This is a genomic window from Lentibacter sp. (assembly GCF_965657785.1).
Taxonomy (GTDB): Bacteria; Pseudomonadota; Alphaproteobacteria; order Rhodobacterales; family Rhodobacteraceae; genus Lentibacter.
This window is the reverse complement of record NZ_CBFHPP010000017.1, coordinates 22,736-42,894: the sequence shown is the minus strand read 5'-3', so window position 1 is coordinate 42,894 and position 20,159 is coordinate 22,736. Positions and strand designations below refer to the sequence as shown.

Below are 20,159 nucleotides of genomic sequence, written 5' to 3'. Positions count from 1 at the left end.
CCGGCAAGGATCAACCTCATTCACCTGAATGCGGAATCCATTCCGCTCGCCTTCGCCTATCAGCCCGATGTTTTTTCAAACAGCTACAACATCGGCTACTTCTTTTGGGAACTCGATAAACCCGCTTATTGCCACTATCTAGGCATGGAAATGCTGGACGAAATCTGGGTTTCGACAGACTATGGCATGCAAATCTATCAAAAGGATTCAAACGGAAAACCGGTCGTGAATGTCGGCATGTGCTTTGAAGACACAGCAGAAATATGTCGAGACCGTAGTCGCGACTTTATAGAGCGTCGCTTCAAGTTTTCGGCAAAAAACTACATTTGCTTAGTCGCATTTGATAGTTTTTCCTTTGTTCAACGCAAAAACCCAGTGGCCGTATTACGGGCTTTCCAGCAAGCCTTTGTCGGCATTCGAGAAGCGCGACTGATTGTAAAAACTCAAAACCGAGACAGCGTGTTTGATCCCGTCCAAATGCATTTATGGGATCAAGTCGATACGATCGTACAGTCCGACCCTCGTATCATTGTGATGAATGAAACACTCTCCTATCAAAACTTGCTTCAACTTAAGGCGGGGTCCGATTGCTACATTAGCCTGCATAAATCTGAAGGCTGGGGCTTTGGCATGATAGAAGCGATGAACCTTGGGGTGCCAGTCGTCTGCACAGGGTATTCGGGCAATTTGGACTTTTGCAACCAAGATACGGCATGGCTTGTCGATTTTATCGAAACACCGCTACAGAAAGACGATTATATCTTCGTAAGGAACGGCTCTGTCTGGGCTGAGCCTGATATTAACCACGCTGCAGCGCAATTACGTGCAGCTTTTGATGATCCAGTGGCACGCGCGGCAAAAGCCACCGCGGCAAGAGCCCTCATTCATGAAAATTTCTCTCTAGAGGCGATCGCAAAAAGATATGGCGCACGCTTACAAGACATCCTCAAAAAGGGGCGTCACAGCAGTGCAGCGTAACATTTCTATCGGTGGCATTCGCCACACCGTTTCATCCGATGACCAATATCTCTCCCAGATGCCTGAGGTCTTTGAACCAGAAATGGCCGCTGTCTTTAAGGCCCTGATACACCCCGATATGGTGGTTGCCGATGTCGGAGCCAACATTGGCATGACCGCTCTCTTGTTTTCCCAGCTTGCGCGCAAAACCTTCGCTTTCGAGCCATCACCCAGCACATTTGCTTTTTTACGCAGTAATCTGGACAGCAATAAGGCTGTGAATGTCGACGCTCACAACCTTGGCATGGGCGACCAACACGAGCAGCAGACAATCACATTCGCCCCTTCCAACCGCTCAGGTGGTTTTGTGAGCGACACCCTGAAGCTCACTGCAGGGCACATCACCGAGACAATCGAGATCGAGACTATGGACAGGTTTTTCTACAATCATGCAGATCAACCTGATTTTATCAAACTAGATGTTGAAGGTTTTGAGCCGCGTGTTCTGCGTGGGGCTCGGTCGGTATTAACAGCACAAAAGCCTATTATAATACTCGAACTCAACCATTTTTGCCTTAACATTATGCATCGTGTGAGCGTCCCTGACTTCCTTGATCAGCTAGCAGCCACTTTTCCTGTCCTGCTTGCTTTGGAGCGCGACAACAGTGCAATGGCAAACCTGCACAACCCTGATCAACGCTATAGAGTGATGAACCTTCATGTCACGAAATTCCGCTTCCCCAACATCTTGGCGGGCTTTGACCCGCAGATAGAAACACACATGAAAACTGTCATTAAATCAAAATAGATGCCTGCCTTATCTTCACAAAAACTGCAAAGAGACTTCCCTTGGACGTGACAAAAGAAACTATTAAGGTCGCCTACCGCCTTTTTCTTGACCGAGAGGCTTCTGAGACCGAAGTCAACGTTATGGCTTCAAGCGAAATATCATTCGAGCAGCTGCGCAATGCATTCCTCAACTCTCGAGAGTTTAATAACAAAAATTCGGCCCGCAATTTGAAGACCAATCATTCAATGCGTCCGGCGCGCGCGCTGGTCCATTTGCATATCCCCAAAACTGCGGGCTCAAGTCTCACACGGATTCTTGCGCCTCATGTTGCTTCAGGCACCCAATTGCCTGTCAGCGACGGCGACTTAGCGACCTTCGCCGCACTCTCAGAAACAAAGCGCCGCAAAGCAAGTTTTATTTATGGGCATCTTTCACATGGAATTGCGCATCTTTTGCCTCAAGGGCATAATTATATTTGCGTTCTGCGCAAGCCAGCGGCACGGCTATTAAGCTATTACAAGTATTTGTATCGCACGACGGATCATCACAGTCAAAAATTTGTCGGCGGCCAAGATATGTCGTTTGGCACATTTTTAGAGTGGACAGCAGATCCAGCGAACGGGCATATCAACGAGGTCAACAATGGCCAGATCCGCCGGTTGGCTGGCCTCAAAATGCAACGTGACGGAGCCAGCGACCCTCAACTTCTGCTGACGGCGGTCCGAAACATTGCCTCACCCGATATGGTTTTTGGCCTTACAGAACATTTCAACCACTTTGTTCATCGCCTATCGGTAAGAGGCTTGATTGTAGGGACACCAGACGTGTGGGAAAATATGGCACCCTCTCCAAGTAATCTAGAAAATGCGCTCAGTGCGCTCACTCCAGATCAGACTTTGCTGTATAATGCGTTCACAGCATGGGACGAAGTATTCTATAATGTCGCGGAACAACTCTATTTTGCGCAAGACCCACCCCCTACCAAGACCCAGTGACAGGTCTACCCTTTAGTTAGTATTCCAGCCTCCTACCCAAGGATCTTTTAATGATTACCCCTGTTCTTCTCTGTGGTGGCTCAGGCACACGCCTTTGGCCATTGTCTCGCAAAAGCTTTCCAAAACAATTCGCGTCCATTCTGGGCGAGGAAAGCTTGTTTCAAGCCTCTGCCAAGCGTTTCTCAGGTAAGAGTTTCTCCAACCCTCTGCTCGTCACTGGGGATAGCTTTCGCTTCATTGTCGAGGAACAGCTTGATGCCTGTGAGATCAAGGCAGGTGGCATCTTAATTGAACCTGACGGCCGCAACACAGCACCAGCAGCCATTGGAGCGGCCTTGGCTTTAGCGCAGACAGACCCTCAAGCACTGATGCTTCTGGTTCCCTCCGATCACGCCATAACCGATCCACAGGCCTTTCGTGATGCGGTCTGCGCAGGCGCTGTGGCTGCTCGCGACGGCCAAATTGTAACCTTCGGGATCGCTCCTGACCGCGCCGAAACGGGCTATGGCTGGCTCGAAAGCGGCGATGAAACCCACCCTTCCGTAATGGAACTGAAACAATTTATTGAGAAGCCCGACCGCGAAAAAGCCGAAGCCCTACTCAACGACACCCGCTACCTCTGGAATGCGGGTGTGTTTCTTGCACGTGTCGATGTCCTGATCAAAGCCTTCCAGATCCATGCACCAAATGTGCTCACAGCCGTCGAAGACGCGGTGAAAAAGGCAACGCTCGATCTCGGCTTCACCCGCCTTGACCCAGACGCTTGGGCGGAGGTTCCAGATATTTCGATAGACTATGCCGTCATGGAAAAGGCAAACAACGTGAGTGTTGTGCGATTTGATGGGAAGTGGTCCGATTTAGGCAGCTGGGAGGCCGTGTGGCAAGTGTCTCCCCGTGATGCTGATGGTAATGCAATGACCGAACACACCACAGCCTTAAACTGTGAAAACACCCTCTTGCGCTCGGAGAGTGATGAAATCGAGCTGGTGGGGATCGGTCTCAAAAATGTGGTGGCCGTCGCCATGCGCGACGCTGTCATGGTCGCCGACATATCCGATAGTCAAAATGTAAAACACGCCGTTGCTACGCTCAAAAATCGTGCTGCAAAGCAAGCGGTCCAATTTCCTGTCGATCACCGGCCTTGGGGGTGGTTTGAAACACTCATTCTGTCCGATCGCTTTCAGGTCAAACGTATCCATGTTCACCCGGGCGCATCCCTAAGCCTTCAAAGTCACCATCACCGCTCCGAACATTGGATCGTTGTCACAGGCACCGCAAAAGTCACTGTAGATGACGAGATCAAGCTCATTACAGAAAATGAATCTGTCTATATTCCTCTTGGGGCAAAGCACCGTATGGAAAATCCTGGCAAAATGCCCATGGTCCTGATCGAGGTCCAGACTGGGGGCTATCTGGGCGAAGATGATATCATTCGCTACGAAGATATTTACGCGCGCAGTTGATCTCGGGTGCGCGATAAAACGGCGGCCAAAGCACATAACCCTCAATAAAAAATACGGCACTCACAGGCCGTGACTCAAATGCAACGCCGCATTTGGGATAAAAAATCTCATACCAAATTTATACAGAGTTTCATGATACTTCCCTACTTAAGAAACTTTTTCGCCACATTTCACGGCGATAAGCAAAAATAAGAAACGTATAGTGAGACACGAGTATGGCCTATATTGCCCTCTGGGATCAGAGCGATCCCGCGCCTGTTGTTGACAGTGCCACCGCCCATAATACGGCGGTAAAATCCCATGCAGCTGCTCTCATCACCCTCAAAACAACGTCCAAGTCGCTGCACGTCGCGCAGGCCGCAACACACATACAGGAGGTCTGATCATGGCCGTATTTACCCTTACCGCCCTAAACTGGAACGATGTGGCCTTCTGGTCTGCGATCAACGCTGTCAACGGCGACACACTCGATATGGCGGCACTGCCAGCAAACTTTACGGTCACATATGACTACACAACCAACAGCAATCTCCAAATTTCAGATGGCACAACCACCTACACAATCGGCAGCGCAGGTGCGACAGGCACCGATGTCAACTTGGCCAGCGGCGCGTTGGACTTTTTTGACACCATCCTGATGCCCGCTGGCGGAGGCAATGTAAGCCTTGATGGAGACGACCAGACAATCACAGGCGCTGCAGGTGCTGACACGCTCGATACGGGCGCTGGAGACGACGTTGCGAGCGGGGGCGATGGCGACGACAGCATCGACGGCGGCGCGGGGGCGGACAGCCTGTATGGCGAAGACGGCGACGACACGATCATCGGTGGCGATGGCAACGATGAGCTTTTTGGCGGCGCGGGGGCGGACAGCCTGTCGGGCGGCGCGGGCACGGACTGGCTGCGCTATAATGATGCCTCCAGCGATGCGGTGGGCAGCGGCGTCAATATTGATCTGTCGACCAACTCCGCCTCGGGCGGCGCGGCGCAGGGCGACACGATCTCGGGCTTCGAGAATGTGCAGGGCGGCATCCATGACGACACGCTGACGGGCGATGCGGGCAACAACGTTCTGCGCGGCGGCGCGGGCGATGACAGCATCGCGGGCGGCGCGGGCACTGACCGGATCTATGGCCAGGACGGGGCCGATACGCTGGATGGCGGCGATGGAAACGACTGGCTGGACTATCATTTCGATACCGAGGGCGTCACGGTCGATCTGTCCACCAACACCGCCTCGGGCGGCGAGGCGCAGGGCGATGTGATCTCGAATTTCGAGAATATCCGCAGCGGCACCGGCGATGACAACCTCACCGGCGCTGCAGGCAATAACAATCTGGTAGGACAGGACGGCGACGACACCCTCACGGGCGGCGCGGGCCACGATCAGCTTTATGGCGGCGCGGGGGCCGACAGCCTGTCGGGCGGCGATGGCATCGACTGGCTGCGCTATGACGACGGCTCCAGCGAGGCGGTGGGCAGCGGCGTTAATATTGATCTTTTGACCAACAGCGCTTCTGGCGGGGCGGCGCAGGGCGACACGATCTCGGGCTTCGAGAATGTCTGGGGCACGTCCCACGACGACACGCTCACCGGCGACGCGGGCAACAACCTCCTGCGCGGCGGCGATGGCGATGACAGCATCGCGGGCGGCGATGGCGACGACTGGATCATGGGCCAGGACGGGGCCGATACGCTGGATGGCGGCGATGGCGCTGACTGGCTGGATTACATTTGGGACACCGAGGGCGTCACGGTCGATCTGTCGACCAACTCCGCCTCGGGCGGCGAGGCGCAGGGCGATGTGATCTCGAATTTCGAGCATATCCGCGGCGGCAGCGCCGCTGACAACCTCACCGGTGATGCGAACAACAACACGTTCTCGGCGGGCGCGGGCGACGACACGATCGACGGCGGCGGCGGCGATGACTGGATCAACGGTCAGGCGGGCGACGACCTGCTGACCGGTGGTGCGGGGCGCGATACCTTCCGCATGGTTGCGGGTGAAGGTCAGGACACGATCACCGATTTCGAACTGCCGGACTTGAACATCACCACCGGCACGTGGAGCAGCACCAGCGGCGACACCCTGAGCATCGGTGGCGTGCTGAACGCGTCGGGCAATCAGGTGACGACCGATGACGTCACCCTCAGCGACACCAACGGCGACGGCACCGGCGATGTGATCATCAGCTTCCCCATGGGCGAAAGCTTTACCTTGCAGGGCATCACCCCGAGCGAGGTCAACCAGGTCGCGATCCTGACCGCGATGGGCATTCCGGCGGGCACGGACGATGGCATCGTCATGGGCGGCGCGGGCGATGACACCATCGACGCCGCCTATGCGGGCGACCCGGACGGCAATGTCGTCGATGGCGGCGATGCGCTCGACGGCTCGGACGACGATATCATCCATGCCGGTGCGGGCGACGATCTGGTCCAGGGCGGCGATGGCGATGACATCATCATCGACACCGGCGGCAATTCCACCCTGTCCAACGGCGACGACACCTTCTATGGCGGCGATGGCGACGACCTGATCATCGGGCAGTTCGCGGGGACGTTCGCGGGCGGCACCGTGGGAACCAACGTGTTCTACGGCGGTGCGGGCAATGACACGCTGGTGTCCGGCAACAGCCACGAGACGATGCATGGCGGCGACGGTGACGACCTGATTTACACCGGCAATGTCAGCCAGGTGGTTTATGCCAATGAGGGCAACGACACCGTGGTCGGCGACGCCGAGGCCGGAACTGCCGAGAGCGACACGATCTATGGCGGCGCGGGCGATGATGACCTCAGCTCCGGCTTTGTCGGCACGGTCAACCTGCATCAAGGCGATTTCATCGACGGCGGTGAGGGAAACGACACCGTCACCGGCGGCGACGCCGACGACACGCTGACCGGCGGCGCGGGCGACGACACCATCGCAGGCGGCGGCGGGCAGGACGAGATCCGGCTGGAAGACGGCTTTGGCACCGACAGCATCGACGGCGGCAGCACAGGCGTGGACGAAGACACGCTGGATGCGGGCGCAATGACCACCGGTGTCACCGTGACCTTCTCGGGAGACGAGGCCGGCACGCTGACCGACGGCACCAACACCGCGACATTTACCGATATCGAGGCCGTGACAACCGGCGATGGCGACGACACGATCCTTGGCGCGCAGGACAACACCGGCCTCACGCTTTCTTCCGGTGCGGGCAATGACAATGTTCGCGGCGGCGACGGCGACGACACGATTGATGGCGGCACAGGCAACGACACACTCCGCGGCGATGACGGGAGCGACAGTGTCGACGGCGGCGAGGGTGACGATTCCCTCTTCGGTGGGGATGGTGACGACTCCCTCACAGGTGGGGACGGTGACGACAGGCTTCTGGGCCAGGACGGAGCCGATGTTATCGACGGTGGCGATGGCGTTGACACTGCTGTCTTCAACGGCACGACCGGCACCGACATCGACCTGACTGACGGCTTGGCCGAAACCGGCGGCGAGGCCGAAGGCGACACCATCACCAATATTGAGGAATTCGTCCTTTCGGAGGGCGATGACACCTTTGTCGGCGATGCGAACACCACCCGCGTCTCGGGCCGCGATGGCGCTGATGACATCACCACCGATGCAGGCGAGCAGGTTCTTGCAGGCGGCACGGGCAATGACACGCTGTCCGCAGGGGCCGGGGATGACCTGATCCGTGGACAGGAAGACGACGACCTGATCGACGGTGGCGCGGGCGAGGATGTGCTCTACGGTGATGAGGGCAGTGACACGATCGACGGCGGCGAGGGCCGCGATGCGATCTATGGCGGCGATGGTGCGGACGTGGCCGATGGCGGCACGGGCGACGACATCCTGCGAGGTGGTGACGGCGGCGATAGCCTGACCGGCGGCGATGGCGGCGACGTCCTGATGGGCGATGCGGGCAACGATACGCTGGACGGCGGCGCGGGCAGCGACATCTCGATCATGACGACCGGCAGCGGCACCGACACCTTTGACGGCGGCGCGGACGACGATGCGCTGGTGATCGAGGGCGGCGCGACCGGAGCGGATGTGACCTATGATGGCGCAGGCTCGGGCACGGCCGATCTGGGCGCGGACAGCACCGATTTCAGCAATGTGGAAACGATCGCGCTTGGCGCGGGCGACGACACGCTTGAAGCCAGCCTCGACACCGCAGGCATGACCGGCCTTGGCGGTGCGGGCGATGACAGCCTGACGGGCGGCTCCGGCAACGATGTGCTGAGCGGCGATGGCGGCTCCTGGGCGTGGGAGCGGTTCGATATCGACCCGCTGACCATGGACCTCGACAGCACTCTGGCCGATGTGGGCTTTACCCTGAACGGCGGCACCGACAACACCAACACCCCCGACGCCACCGGGTTTTCCAGCGCGATCCACCCCGACGCGCTCAACCCCGGCGAACACCAGGCGTTCAAGTTCGAGACCGAGCTGACAATCACCCAAGGCGGCAACTATGACTTCTCGGCCGTGGCCGACGACAATGTGCGCGTCTTCATCGACGGGGTCGAGATCATCAATGGCGACAGCCAGCAAAGTGCCACCTTCTTTGACAGCGCCGCTCAAACCCTGACGCCCGGCACCTACACCATCGAGGTGATCTACCTTCAGGGTGGCACCGATCAGGCGCTCGATTTGCGGATGAGCGGGCCGGACACTGGCGGAGAAAGCACCAGCCTGCAAGGCTACGCAGGCGTCAGCGCCCCGGGAGCTGTTGGCAACGATACGCTGTACGGCGGCGATGGCGATGACCTGATCGACGGCGGGGCGGGCGACGACACGCTTTACGGCGGCGCGGATAACGACACCTTCGTCATGGCCGATGGCGGCAATGCCGATGTTATCACCGATTTCGATATGGGCGACGACGACACGGACGGCTTCACCAACGATCAGTTGGATGTCACAGGCCTGACCTCAGACGGCGGCACGACGCCTGTGACCACCGACGATGTGGTCATCACCGACACCAATGGCGACGGCACCGGCGACGCGATCCTGACCTTCCCCGGCGGCGAGAGCATCACGCTGCAAGGCGTGACCCCTGCCCAGATCCCCGATGCGGCGACACTGGTGTCGATGGGAATCCCGGCAGGCACCAAGGATTACGTGGTCGACGGCACCGCGGGCGATGACGTGATCAACGGCAGTTACACCGACGCCGATGGCGACGGGGTCGATGGCAACGACAACCTCGCAGGCACCAACGACGACGTGATCGACGCGGGCGACGGCGCGGATCTGGTCGTGGCGGGTGCGGGCGATGACAGTGTCAGTGGTGGCGCGGGCGACGACACCGTTTTTGGTCAGTCTGGTGACGACACACTTGTCGGTGGCGCGGGCGACGACGTCATCAATGGCGACAGCGAATTTTTCGGCCATGACACGCTGCAAGGCGGCGCCGGCAACGACACACTCCACGGCAACGCGGGCGACGATCTGGTCGAGGGGGGCGACGATGCCGATACCTTCTTGCTGGCAGGCGTGTTCGGAGCCGACACGATCATCGGCGGCGAGGGGGGTGTGGATCAAGACCTGCTCACCACGACCCAAGCCGGCACGCCGATCACCGACGATATCACCGTCACTTTCACTGGCAATGAGGCGGGCACGCTGACCGATGGCGTCAGCACGGCGCAATTCTCCGAGATCGAGGCGATCGAGACCGGCGCGGGCGACGACACCATCGACGCCACCGCCCAGACCACCCCCGGCGCGGGTATCGACGTCGCAACCGGCGCGGGCAACGACAGCATTACCGGCGGCGCGGGCCAGGACACCATCGATGGCGGCGCGGGCGATGACATCATCCGAACCGGCGCCAACGCGGGTGGAACCAGCCGCGACACCGTGTTCGGTGGCGACGGCAACGATACAATCACATTTGAAGGCTTCAACATCGGTCAGGCCTATGGCGGCGACGGCAACGACAGCATCACCGGAAGCAACGCCGCCCAATTGCTGGACGGCGGGGCGGGCAACGACACCATATCTGGCGGTGACGACGGGGCAACGGCAGACTCTGATACATTGATTGGCGGCGACGGCGACGACGTGCTGACTTCGGGGCAGACCACTGCCCCTGACGCGTCCCATCAGGCCTTCGGGGATAGCCTGGACGGTGGCGCGGGGCAGGACCAATTGGTGGGCGGCCTTGCAGATGATACGCTTGATGGCGGCACGGGCGACGACGCGCTCGACGGCGGCGAAGGGGCCGATATCCTGCGCGGTGGCGCCGGCGATGATGAGTTATATGGAAACGCAGGCAACGACACCCTCTCGGGCGGTGCGGGAAACGATACGATTGGCGTCGCGCAGGGCTCGAACACCATCATTTTCAGCGATGGCGACGGGAATGATGTCGTCAAAGGTTTTGCGGCGCCGACCGATAACGGTGACGGAACCTATACGTCCAACAGCGCCTTCGATGTCTCCGGCCTGACCTCGGACGGCGGCACCACGCCGGTAACGACGGATGACGTGGTGATCACCGACACCAACGGCGACGGCACAGGCGACGCGATCCTGACCTTCCCCGGCGGCGAGAGCCTCACGCTGGAAGGCGTGACCCCTGCCCAGATCCCCGATGCGGCGACGCTCAACTCAATGGGTGTCCCGCTCGGCACCAAGGATCATGTGGTCGACGGCACGGCGGGTGATGACCTGATCGACGGCAGCTACACCGACGCCAATGGCGACGGGGTTGATGGTAACGACAACCTCGCAGGCACCAACGACGATGTGATCGACGCAGGCGACGGCGATGACACGATCATCAGCAGCGCGGGCGCGGATATCATTGATGGCGGCGCGGGCGAGGATTTTGTCGACTACAACGGCGAAACCGCTGACCTGACCATCGACCTCTCCGATGCGCTGGCCGAAAGCGGCGGCGACGCCGAAGGCGACATCCTGACCAATGTCGAGGATATCCGCGGCGGCAGCGGTGACGACAACATCACCGGCAACGCCAGCGACAACTTCCTGCGCGGCGCAAGCGGCGACGACACGATTGATGGCGGCGCGGGCGACGACAACATGATCGGCGGCGGTGGGAATGATTCCATCATCGGTGGCGATGGCAACGATCTGCTCTATGGTCAATTGGGCGCGGATACGCTGGACGGCGGCGCGGGCATTGACCAGGCTAGCTATGTTCTTGACAACACAGGTATAAACATCGACCTCAGCGCAGGAACAGCCAGCGGCGGCGAAGCCGAGGGAGACGTTCTGACCAACATCGAGCACCTGCGCGGCGGCTCAGCGGCGGATACGCTGACCGGCGACACCGCAGCCAACGAGTTGCGCGGCGAAGGCGGCGACGACATCCTGAAAGGCGGTGTAGGCGATGACACGCTGATCGGCGGCACAGGAGACGACACCTATGTGTTCGCCGACGGGTCTGGCGCGGACGTCATCACCGATTTCGACATGGGTGACGACGACACGGACGGCTTCACCAACGATCAGTTGGACATTAGCGGCCTAACCGATGCAAATGGCGACCCTGTAAATGTTTGGGATGTCGTTATCACCGACACCAACGGTGACGGCACAGGGGATGCGATCCTGACCTTCCCCAATGGCGAAAGCCTCACGCTTCAAGGCGTCACACCAGACCAAGTCGATACAGGGGCGGAACTCGGCTCGATGGGTATTGTCTGTTACGTGAGTGGCACGATGATCCGCACAGAAAGAGGCGAAGTCGCGGTAGAACACCTCACAGACTACGATAAGGTGCTGACCGCGCAAGGCGGCTATGAGCCAATCCTCTGGCGTGATCATACACGCGTGACGCTCGCCCAGCAGAAAGCCGCAGAAAACCTGCGCCCTGTGCGGATCAAACCGCAGGCGCTAGGCAATGACTCCGCGCTCTTTGTCTCGCAACAGCATTGCATGGTTGTTCAAATCGAGGGCAAGGATCAGTTTATCCGCGCAAAGCATCTCGCCGAGTTCACGGATATGGCGCATATTGCAAAGCCGAAATCTGATGTGACCTACCATCATATCCTATTGCCAGAACACGCTGTGATCTATGCCAACGGGGCCGCCTCTGAAAGCTTCTACCCTGGCCCGCAAAGTCTCAAGATGTTGTCTTTGAAGGCGATGTCCTCCTTGGTAACAGCCATTTCACCTAAGGCGACAGAGGGTTTGGCAGCAGCCTATGGACAAAGATGTTTGGAAACGCTCAGCCGAAAATCTGTGCAAGCTCTTCAAGCGACACCCACACAGGGTGTGGCCTGTGCTGCCCTCAAAGCTGGTTCTTCTCACTTGGCAGAAAGAGCACTCGTGCAGCAGCAGTAAGCCGCTAAACTGCGCTGGATACTCAGGATGCACGCACCTCTGTATCTGAAATAATGGGGGCATATCGATGCCCCCATTAAACCCGCAACTATATTGACCTATATCAACGCAGAGAGAAAATACATATTCCACAACACCTATGTAAAGTGGAGAAATATTCATGGTTGATAAATCAAAGGCGCCATCGCGTCGGGCGTTCTTGGGCTTGGCTGCCGGGGCCGGTGCGCTTGGGCTTTCGGGAACGTTTAGCGAGGCACAAGCCCCAATTCCTACCAATGCTAAAATCCTTATTCTAGGCGCTGGTGCAGCGGGAACGGCCTTAGCCAACCGATTAACTGAACGTTTGGAAGGCGCCTCGATCACCCTTGTAGATGGCCGTCAAGCGCATTGGTATCAACCTGGCTTTTCCCTGATTGCAGCAGGCCTCAAACCAGCGAGCTATTCAATTAGCCAAACGGTCGATTGGCTCCCTTCTGGAGTGACACTAAAGCAGGATTGGGCCGCAAACATTGACCCTGAGGCGCGTAAAGTTGCGCTCGCTGGAGGCGAAACACTAAGCTATGATTATCTTATCATCGCAACAGGGCTGACGCTTGACCATGATGCAATCGAAGGCTTTACCCTTGATATGGTTGGAGAAAATGGGATCGGCGCGCTTTATGCGGGGCCTGATTATGCGGCAAAGACATGGAAAGCAGCCTCCAAATTCACAGAAGATGGCGGTATAGGGCTTTTCACACGCCCAGCGACCGAGATGAAATGTGCAGGAGCGCCCCTGAAACATACGTTCCTGATTGATGATTTGGCCCGCAAAGCGGGAACCCGCAGCAAGATGGATGTGCGGTATATGTCCAACAATAAAAGCCTGTTTGGTGTGCCTATTGTGTCCGAAAAGGTGCGGATGCTGTTTGAGGATCGAGAGATCGCGTCAGATTACTCTCACGTGTTGACGAGCATTGACGCCGGTTCAAAGCGCGCAAGGTTTGACACGCCCGAAGGCGTAGTGGAGCGCGATTATGACTACATTCATGTGATTCCCCCCCAACGCGCACCAGATGTCGTGCGCCAGTCAGGGTTAAGCTGGGCCGACAAATGGGTTGATCAAGGCTGGGTCGAGGTCGACAAGGCCAGTCTTCGCCACTTGCGCTATCCGGAAGTCTTTGCTCTTGGTGATGTGGCAGGTGTGCCGAAGGGGAAGACGGCGGCCAGTGTGAAGTGGCAGGTTCCTGTGGTTGAGGAACATCTTGTGGCGCAAATCTCGGGAGACACCACCGATGCCGCCTTTAACGGTTATACGTCCTGCCCATTGATCACCCAAGTGGGGCGCGCGATGTTGATTGAGTTTGATTACAACAACAATCTCACTCCAAGTTTCCCCGGTATCATCGCTCCGCTGGAGGAGCTTTGGATCAGCTGGTTGATGAAAGAAGTGGCTCTAAAAGCGACCTATAACGCCATGCTCCGCGGCAAAGCTTAAGGAAGAAAATCATGCAAGAACTTACACTTACAACACTTCTCGCCGTCTTTGAAGAAATCTTCGGGCGGGGGCTGTTCTGGGCTATGGTGGTGGCGGCTTTGGCCGTCACGGCGCTCTATATTTACGTTTTGATCCGCGACCGAACTGTCAGTTGGAAAAAGTTTCTTTGGGCGCAATTCTCCATGCCGTTTGGCGCAATCGCGGCTGTTGTCTTCGTCCAAACCATGACGCGATCGGGCTTTTCAGACATCGGCGGGCCGATTGATTTGGTCGTTTTGCTGGGTGTGGCAGGCAGTGGGGCCGTGGGTATGGCAGTCTGTATATACACTGTTCAGTCCCTGTTCTGGCCCCCTGCCCCCCACTCCTGAGCGTTTTTAGCTGGCCACCGCTTTCATGAAACGGTCTCGAATGATCACCGGATCCATTGTGATCACCGGCATCTTGGCGTTGCCGCTATCGCATTTGACAACCATGACCGTCATCTCGCCGCTGTCGAGCGCCTCTTGAAGCACGCGGCCTGTGTCAACGTCGCGGCATTCGACCACGCGTTCGCACCCACAGGCCTCAGCGACCTTGGCAAGCGATGTTTTCTTACCAGTGTATGTCGGCTGATCTCCTGTTGAGCCGTAAGAGCCGTTGTCGATGATCATCAAAATGTAGTTGTTGGCGACATTATTGGCGATGGTCGGCAATGTGCCCATGTTGGTGAGGATCGAGCCGTCACCGTCAATCACGATTACGGGCTTGGGCTGCGCGAGTGCAAGCCCAAGGCCAATGCTTGAGGCAAGACCCATGGTTCCGAGCATATAAAAATTGCTCGGCTGGTCATCAATCGCATGAAGCTCTTGACTTGGAATGCCTATGTTACAGACGACAAGCTGGTCACGCAGGATCGGGGCGATTTCTTTCAGAATTTCAGAACGGATCATTGGTCGCCATAGCCTCCCCAGAAGTTGGCATCCGTCAGGATTGCCACAGGTTTGTTGCACATGAAGGTATATTTCAGGATCATGTCGAGCTCTTCGACATCAGACTGTTTGTGAAAGTGGTAGGTCGGGATATTCATCTGGGCGAGAAGCGCTTTGGTATGAACTGCCATTTCAACTTGGCAGGCGACAGGCTCGCGCAGCTCTCCACGATAGCTGATCAGCATCGGAAGCGGCATTCTATAATATTGAATGAGCGTCGCCAAAGTGTTGATGGTTACGCCAATTGCGGTGTTCTGCATAATGATCGCAGGCCGCTTGCCCCCCATCCACGCCCCAGCGCAGAGGCCCATGCCCTCGTCTTCCTTGTTGGACGGAATGTGAAAAATCTCGTCGCGGTTATCAATTTCGTCAATCACACCTGCAAGTTGTTTGCAGGGCACTGTCGTGACAAAGGAAATATCATTCGCCACAAGATCATCCGTGATCTTCTTGTCAATATTCATAGAAGCCCTCCCGAAGCTTTTGGCCACAGTATTGGGCTGATGCACATTTTGCTCAAGAGGGGTTTCGGGGGCGACGCTTTGTTTTAAGTTTGCCTGAAGTGGCGATTATTGCTTTTCGAAAGTAATCGTCACTGTTCCGAGCCTGATGCCAAAGCGTTCCACATAAGCAATGTTGAGCAAGCGGTCATCGCTGAGAAGCCACATCCAGTCATCAAACTCGACGCGCAATGTGCCGCCTTTGTCGGGCTGCGGCAAATCAATCGTGTATTGCCAGTTAAACCTGTCGCCCGCTTCGCGACCCGTGGCCTCGCCTATCACGCCCGCCGCCGTTCCGCGCCATGCGTCAGCCTCTGTCTTGGTCAGCTCCCAAATGCGTTGTTCTGTTGCGCCGCTTTCGTAGCTGAAATCTTCTGTCAGGGTGAGGGTCCCGCCGTCCCATTCCCCCGTCATGGCGACGGTGAAGCGCTGCCGCACCTTGCCAAAGCGGTCCTGAAACTGCCCATAGGCTTTGAATTCGCCTTGAAAGAACTGCTCCAGATCGAGCTTTCGCTCAGACAAGGGCGGGTGATCAAACGAAGGCTTGCCTGTGCACGACACGAGGAAAAGCAAGGCGAGGGCAATTGTTATGTGTTTCATATCATTATTACGTCGCCGCCCCGCAGACCGATGGAAAATACTTGGAATCGGTCGCGGTGAGAAAAGCTGTGTCGCGGTGAGAAAAGTTTTGGCACGGCCACGGCCCTAAGAGAGACTTAACATGAAGGAGGATTCGCAATGACAACCGACGTTTCTGGCGTAATGCGCCCCGTGGCTACGGCCAATGGCTTGCCCAATGATCATTATGTAGACGAGCGGGTCTTTCTGGAGGAGCGCGACGCTGTTCTTTATAAGAACTGGTCGGGTATTGCTGTCACAGCCGATGTGCCAGAAAACGGGGATGCGAAGCCGATCGAATTCCTTGGGATGCCGCTGCTGCTGATCCGCGACAAAGACGGCGATGTGCGGGTCTTTCAGAACACCTGTCGTCACCGTGGTATGATCCTTGTTTCGGAACCCAAAAAAATCGAAGGGGCGATCCGCTGCCCCTATCATTCGTGGTGTTACTCCACCAAAGGCGAGCTTGTAGCGACGCCTCACGTCGGCGGCCCGGGCATGAACACACATAAAGATATGCCACGCAGCGAGCTGGGCCTCTATGAAGTTCCAAGTTATATCTGGCTCGGTGTTGTCTATATCAACGCCTCCGGAACCGCGGCCCCATTTGAAGAGGTTCATGCCGAGCTTCTCGAGCGCTGGAAAGAGTTTGACTTGCCACTGTATCACGGCGGCGAAGACAGCAAATTTGAGCTTGAGGTCAATACCAACTGGAAGCTGGCTGTCGAAAACTACTGCGAGAGCTATCACCTGCCATGGGTTCATCCCGGCTTGAACAGCTATTCGCGCCTTGAGGATCATTACAACATTGAAGAATACGGGCGCTATTCTGGGCAGGGCACGCTGGTTTACCGTCAGTTGACAGGGCAAGACGGCGAAACATTTCCCGATTTTGCGAACCTTTCGGACAAATGGGACACTGGCGGCGAATATATCACCGTTTACCCGAATGTTCTGTTGGGGGTGCAGCGCGACCATGCTTTTGCGATTATTCTGGAGCCGAAGGCGGTTGATAAGACTTTAGAGCACGTGCATTTGTTTTATGCCGAGCCGAAGGTCGATGAGGCCCTGCGCGCCAAGAATGCGACCCAGTGGAAAACTGTCTTTATCGAGGATATTTTTGTTGTCGAAGGGATGCAGAAGGGCCGCTATGGCCGTGGCTTTGACGGCGGCCGCTTCTCGCCCGCGATGGACGGGCCAACGCATTGCTTCCACGATTGGGTGGCCAATCAGATCACATCACATCGTCAGCAAATGGCGGCAGAATGAGCGAGCTGCAATCGCGACTTCTGGTGGCGCATGAGAAAGACGACCGCGCGGGACTGATTGGGCTGTATACCGAGGCGGCAGATCGGGCCAATGATCTTATCGAGCGGTCGTTCTTTCTCACACACGCATTTGTTTTTGCGCTGGAGGCGGGCGACCTACGCGCGCCTCTTTTGCGTGAGCGTTTGCGAGAGATGGGGCGGATTTAGTTGCCCTGCCCCGCCTGAGCCGCTAATGGCAACGCCATGTTAGACAAAGCTGAAGATATTCACCCGCTCTTTCACGGCGCGCCTAAAAGCACCGAGTTTAAGAAGCTGCGCAAACGAATCGTGAGCCAAACGCGCGAGGCGATAGAACAATATGGCATGATCGAGCCTGGCGGTAAGTGGCTTGTCTGTCTGTCGGGCGGCAAAGACAGCTATACGCTTTTGGCGGTGCTTCATGAACTGAAATGGCGCGGGCTTTTGCCCGTCGAGCTTCTGGCCTGCAATCTTGATCAGGGCCAGCCGGGCTTTCCTGCGACTGTTTTGCCAAAGTTTCTGGAAGAACGCGGCGTTGCGCATCGTATCGAATATCAGGACACTTATTCAATTGTCATGGACAAGGTGCCCGAAGGGCGGACCTTCTGTGCGCTGTGTTCGCGTTTGCGGCGCGGCAATCTTTACCGCATCGCACGCGAAGAGGGCTGCACGGCTGTTGTTCTGGGGCACCATCGCGACGACATTCTTGAAACGTTCTTTATGAACCTGTTTCACGGCGGGCGGCTGGCCACAATGCCGCCCAAGCTCGTGAATGAAGAAGGCGATTTGTTTGTCTATCGTCCGCTCGCCCACGTCGCTGAAGTTGATTGCGAAAAGTTTGCGCGCGATCTGGATTACCCTATCATTCCCTGTGATTTATGCGGAAGTCAGGACGGGCTGCAACGCCAACAGGTCAAGCAGATTCTGGATGGCTGGGAAAAGAACAGCCCGGGGCGTAGGCAGGTCATGTTTCGTGCATTGATGAACACGCGCCCAAGCCATTTGCTTGATCCGGGTTTGTTCGATTTTAAGGCACTTGCCAGAACGCAAGCCGAAGAACCTCCAGAAAATGAGCTGCCACCTCTCTTCCGTTAAGGCCCTGTTGATATTATCGCGCTAGCCTCCTCCAAACAGGTTTGAAGGAAGTAAAGATGGCGTTGCATGGTAGGGCTGCATTTATATCACGATCAAAGCGGCTGGCCGAGTGGCTCTTGGGGGCTCATATGTTGGCTTTTGTCCCGGCCATTGCCCTGAGCGCCTTCTGGATTGCTGGAGAACTGGCCCTTGTCAGCGTCGCGCTTGGACTGCCAATCCTCTATCTTCTAGCAGGCACACTCAAAGAGGCGCGCGCAGTGCAGAAACGCGACATTGACGCGACAACAGGTTTGCCACTCCAAAACCAGCTTGAAACCGACATCGAAGAGCTAAACGCAGTGTGCCGCGAGACCGGCCGCAAATCTGCGTTATTCCTGATCCAGTTGGAAGAGTTTGAAGCCCTTTCCCAACGATATGGTCAAGAGGCTGCGGCGACTTTGCTCGAGCGGCTCGGGGAACGATTTCGCGCGTTGGTGCGTGAAGATGACGCCATTTACTGGCTTGGCGGAGCGCGGTTTGCTGTTCTGATCGCTCCTGTGCCTCACTTTGAACTTGAAGCTGCAATCCAGCTTGCGTCACGCTTGCAATCAGCGGCGGAGGAGCCTGTCTCTGTGAATATGCAGGCGCTCTTCCTGAGCAGTGCAATCGGATTTTGCTTGAGCACTCGCAGCCCTGAGAACACAACACAGTCTTGGATGAAGGCCGCCGACACAGCTCTAAATGAAGCCGCTCGTAACGCACCATCCTCCATTCGCGCCTATAGTGCGGAAATGGGCGAAACCAGTGTTAAAAGAGAGGCCCTGATGCGAGAGGCGTTTTTTGCTCTGGACAACGGTGAGATTGCGCCTTGGTTTCAACCTCAACTCTCCACAGATACGGGGCGCGTCACCGGATTTGAAGCACTTGCGCGGTGGCATCATCCCAAACGAGGGACAGTCGCACCCTCAGATTTTCTTCCTGCACTACAAGATTCAGGACAAATGGAGCGCTTGGGAGAGGTTGTTCTCTATGGTGCTCTCACCGCGCTCAAAGCATGGGATCGTGCAGGGTTTTATGTGCCTTGCGTGGCAGTCAATTTCACAGCCGAAGAGCTGCGCAACCCAAAACTCGCCGAAAAAATCCGTTGGGATCTAGACAGGTTTGACCTGGCGCCCAACAGGCTGACGATTGAAGTTCTCGAAACCATTGTCGCGGGATCTCCCGAAGATGCCGCAGCGCGAAATCTTGCAGCCTTGGCAAAGCTGGGTTGCCGTATTGATCTTGATGATTTTGGCACAGGTCACGCGTCTATCACGGCCATCAGACGCTTTACCATCGAGCGCATTAAGATCGATCGTTCCTTTATCAGCCGCGTTGACAAAGATCAGGAGCAACAACGTATGGTCTCCGCAATCCAGACAATGGCGGAACGGCTCGGCCTTGAAACGCTGGCAGAAGGCGTGGAAACTGCGGGGGAACACGCCATGCTTGGCCAGCTTGGCTGTGCGCACGTGCAAGGCTTTGCCGTCGCGCGCCCTATGCCGTTTGATGAAACATTGGGCTGGCTCACACAGCACAACACAAAACTGGGCGCTCTGCCGCAGATTCGGGGCGGAACCGCGATTTAGAATGCTGGTCCAGAGACATCTTAAACGAATTTCCTGCTGCCTTTTGCCCTAAATCCCCAATAACCGCTTGA

The 20,159-nt window shown here is 56.9% G+C and carries 15 protein-coding genes; 12 read left to right on the top strand and 3 right to left on the bottom strand.

Annotation, left to right across the window (positions count from 1 at the left end; translation table 11 throughout):
* From ACTF58_RS10390 to ACTF58_RS10355, 8 genes are all read left to right on the top strand, one after another.
* The coding region (locus ACTF58_RS10390) for a glycosyltransferase (RefSeq protein WP_438991903.1) at window positions 1-978 on the top strand (978 nt) is incomplete at its 5' end.
* 82 nt (window positions 979-1,060) lie between these two features.
* Window positions 1,061-1,765 carry an FkbM family methyltransferase gene (locus ACTF58_RS10385; RefSeq protein WP_438991902.1) on the top strand — a complete coding sequence of 235 codons (705 nt, stop codon included), beginning with the start codon at window positions 1,061-1,063 and terminating at the stop codon, window positions 1,763-1,765.
* Between the two features lie 47 nt (window positions 1,766-1,812).
* Window positions 1,813-2,742: a sulfotransferase family 2 domain-containing protein gene (locus ACTF58_RS10380; protein WP_438991905.1), complete on the top strand. Its 930-nt coding sequence runs from the start codon at window positions 1,813-1,815 to the stop codon at window positions 2,740-2,742.
* A 50-nt stretch (window positions 2,743-2,792) separates the two neighbouring features.
* A complete protein-coding gene (locus tag ACTF58_RS10375; RefSeq protein ID WP_438991901.1) occupies window positions 2,793-4,205 on the top strand; it encodes a mannose-1-phosphate guanylyltransferase/mannose-6-phosphate isomerase in 1,413 nt (470 codons plus the stop codon).
* Window positions 4,206-4,420: 215 nt separating this feature from the next.
* The gene (locus ACTF58_RS10370) at window positions 4,421-4,588 is read left to right on the top strand and encodes a hypothetical protein (protein ID WP_438991900.1); all 168 of its coding nucleotides are present in this window, start codon (window positions 4,421-4,423) and stop codon (window positions 4,586-4,588) included.
* 2 nt (window positions 4,589-4,590) lie between these two features.
* Complete coding sequence (locus tag ACTF58_RS10365; protein ID WP_438991899.1) at window positions 4,591-12,537, top strand: Hint domain-containing protein; 7,947 nt, start codon at window positions 4,591-4,593, stop codon at window positions 12,535-12,537.
* Window positions 12,538-12,697: 160 nt separating this feature from the next.
* The gene (locus ACTF58_RS10360) at window positions 12,698-14,014 is read left to right on the top strand and encodes an NAD(P)/FAD-dependent oxidoreductase (protein ID WP_438991898.1); all 1,317 of its coding nucleotides are present in this window, start codon (window positions 12,698-12,700) and stop codon (window positions 14,012-14,014) included.
* An 11-nt stretch (window positions 14,015-14,025) separates the two neighbouring features.
* Window positions 14,026-14,382: a DUF5368 domain-containing protein gene (locus ACTF58_RS10355; protein WP_438991897.1), complete on the top strand. Its 357-nt coding sequence runs from the start codon at window positions 14,026-14,028 to the stop codon at window positions 14,380-14,382.
* Window positions 14,383-14,388: 6 nt separating this feature from the next.
* On the opposite strand, the gene comE is transcribed toward ACTF58_RS10355, so the two are convergent.
* From comE to ACTF58_RS10340, 3 genes are all read right to left on the bottom strand, one after another.
* Window positions 14,389-14,943, bottom strand: a complete 555-nt coding sequence (gene comE, locus ACTF58_RS10350) for a sulfopyruvate decarboxylase subunit beta (RefSeq protein ID WP_438991896.1) — start codon at window positions 14,941-14,943, stop codon at window positions 14,389-14,391.
* Window positions 14,940-15,446 (bottom strand): sulfopyruvate decarboxylase subunit alpha, encoded by a 507-nt coding sequence (gene comD, locus ACTF58_RS10345; protein ID WP_438991895.1) that lies wholly within the window; start codon window positions 15,444-15,446, stop codon window positions 14,940-14,942. Before comD ends, comE begins: the two co-directional genes overlap by 4 nt.
* 105 nt (window positions 15,447-15,551) lie before the next feature.
* The gene (locus ACTF58_RS10340) at window positions 15,552-16,082 is read right to left on the bottom strand and encodes a DUF3833 domain-containing protein (protein WP_438991894.1); all 531 of its coding nucleotides are present in this window, start codon (window positions 16,080-16,082) and stop codon (window positions 15,552-15,554) included.
* Window positions 16,083-16,220: 138 nt separating this feature from the next.
* Here ACTF58_RS10340 and ACTF58_RS10335 point away from each other — a divergent pair, with 138 nt between their 5' ends.
* The 4 genes from ACTF58_RS10335 to ACTF58_RS10320 all read left to right on the top strand — a co-directional run bounded on the left by ACTF58_RS10335 (window position 16,221) and on the right by ACTF58_RS10320 (window position 20,088).
* Window positions 16,221-17,369 carry an aromatic ring-hydroxylating oxygenase subunit alpha gene (locus ACTF58_RS10335; RefSeq protein ID WP_438991893.1) on the top strand — a complete coding sequence of 383 codons (1,149 nt, stop codon included), beginning with the start codon at window positions 16,221-16,223 and terminating at the stop codon, window positions 17,367-17,369.
* The gene (locus ACTF58_RS10330; protein WP_438991892.1) at window positions 17,366-17,575 is read left to right on the top strand and encodes a hypothetical protein; all 210 of its coding nucleotides are present in this window, start codon (window positions 17,366-17,368) and stop codon (window positions 17,573-17,575) included. Before ACTF58_RS10335 ends, ACTF58_RS10330 begins: the two co-directional genes overlap by 4 nt.
* Before the next feature lie 36 nt (window positions 17,576-17,611).
* On the top strand, window positions 17,612-18,481 hold the full coding sequence (gene ttcA / locus ACTF58_RS10325; protein ID WP_438991891.1) for a tRNA 2-thiocytidine(32) synthetase TtcA: 870 nt from the start codon (window positions 17,612-17,614) through the stop codon (window positions 18,479-18,481).
* 128 nt (window positions 18,482-18,609) lie between these two features.
* The gene (locus tag ACTF58_RS10320; RefSeq protein WP_438991890.1) at window positions 18,610-20,088 is read left to right on the top strand and encodes a putative bifunctional diguanylate cyclase/phosphodiesterase; all 1,479 of its coding nucleotides are present in this window, start codon (window positions 18,610-18,612) and stop codon (window positions 20,086-20,088) included.
* The last annotated feature ends 71 nt before the right edge of the window (window positions 20,089-20,159 follow it).

Coding starts and splice junctions, on each gene's coding strand:
- ACTF58_RS10340 (WP_438991894.1), bottom strand. CDS start 16,082: ATGAAACACATAACAATTGCCCTCGCCTTGCTTTTCCTCGTGTCGTGC.
- ACTF58_RS10385 (WP_438991902.1), top strand. CDS start 1,061: ATGGCCGCTGTCTTTAAGGCCCTGATACACCCCGATATGGTGGTTGCC.
- ttcA (WP_438991891.1), top strand. CDS start 17,612: ATGTTAGACAAAGCTGAAGATATTCACCCGCTCTTTCACGGCGCGCCT.
- ACTF58_RS10365 (WP_438991899.1), top strand. CDS start 4,591: ATGGCCGTATTTACCCTTACCGCCCTAAACTGGAACGATGTGGCCTTC.
- ACTF58_RS10330 (WP_438991892.1), top strand. CDS start 17,366: ATGAGCGAGCTGCAATCGCGACTTCTGGTGGCGCATGAGAAAGACGAC.
- ACTF58_RS10335 (WP_438991893.1), top strand. CDS start 16,221: ATGACAACCGACGTTTCTGGCGTAATGCGCCCCGTGGCTACGGCCAAT.
- comD (WP_438991895.1), bottom strand. CDS start 15,446: ATGAATATTGACAAGAAGATCACGGATGATCTTGTGGCGAATGATATT.
- ACTF58_RS10320 (WP_438991890.1), top strand. CDS start 18,610: ATGTTGGCTTTTGTCCCGGCCATTGCCCTGAGCGCCTTCTGGATTGCT.
- ACTF58_RS10360 (WP_438991898.1), top strand. CDS start 12,698: ATGGTTGATAAATCAAAGGCGCCATCGCGTCGGGCGTTCTTGGGCTTG.
- ACTF58_RS10375 (WP_438991901.1), top strand. CDS start 2,793: ATGATTACCCCTGTTCTTCTCTGTGGTGGCTCAGGCACACGCCTTTGG.
- ACTF58_RS10370 (WP_438991900.1), top strand. CDS start 4,421: ATGGCCTATATTGCCCTCTGGGATCAGAGCGATCCCGCGCCTGTTGTT.
- ACTF58_RS10355 (WP_438991897.1), top strand. CDS start 14,026: ATGCAAGAACTTACACTTACAACACTTCTCGCCGTCTTTGAAGAAATC.
- comE (WP_438991896.1), bottom strand. CDS start 14,943: ATGATCCGTTCTGAAATTCTGAAAGAAATCGCCCCGATCCTGCGTGAC.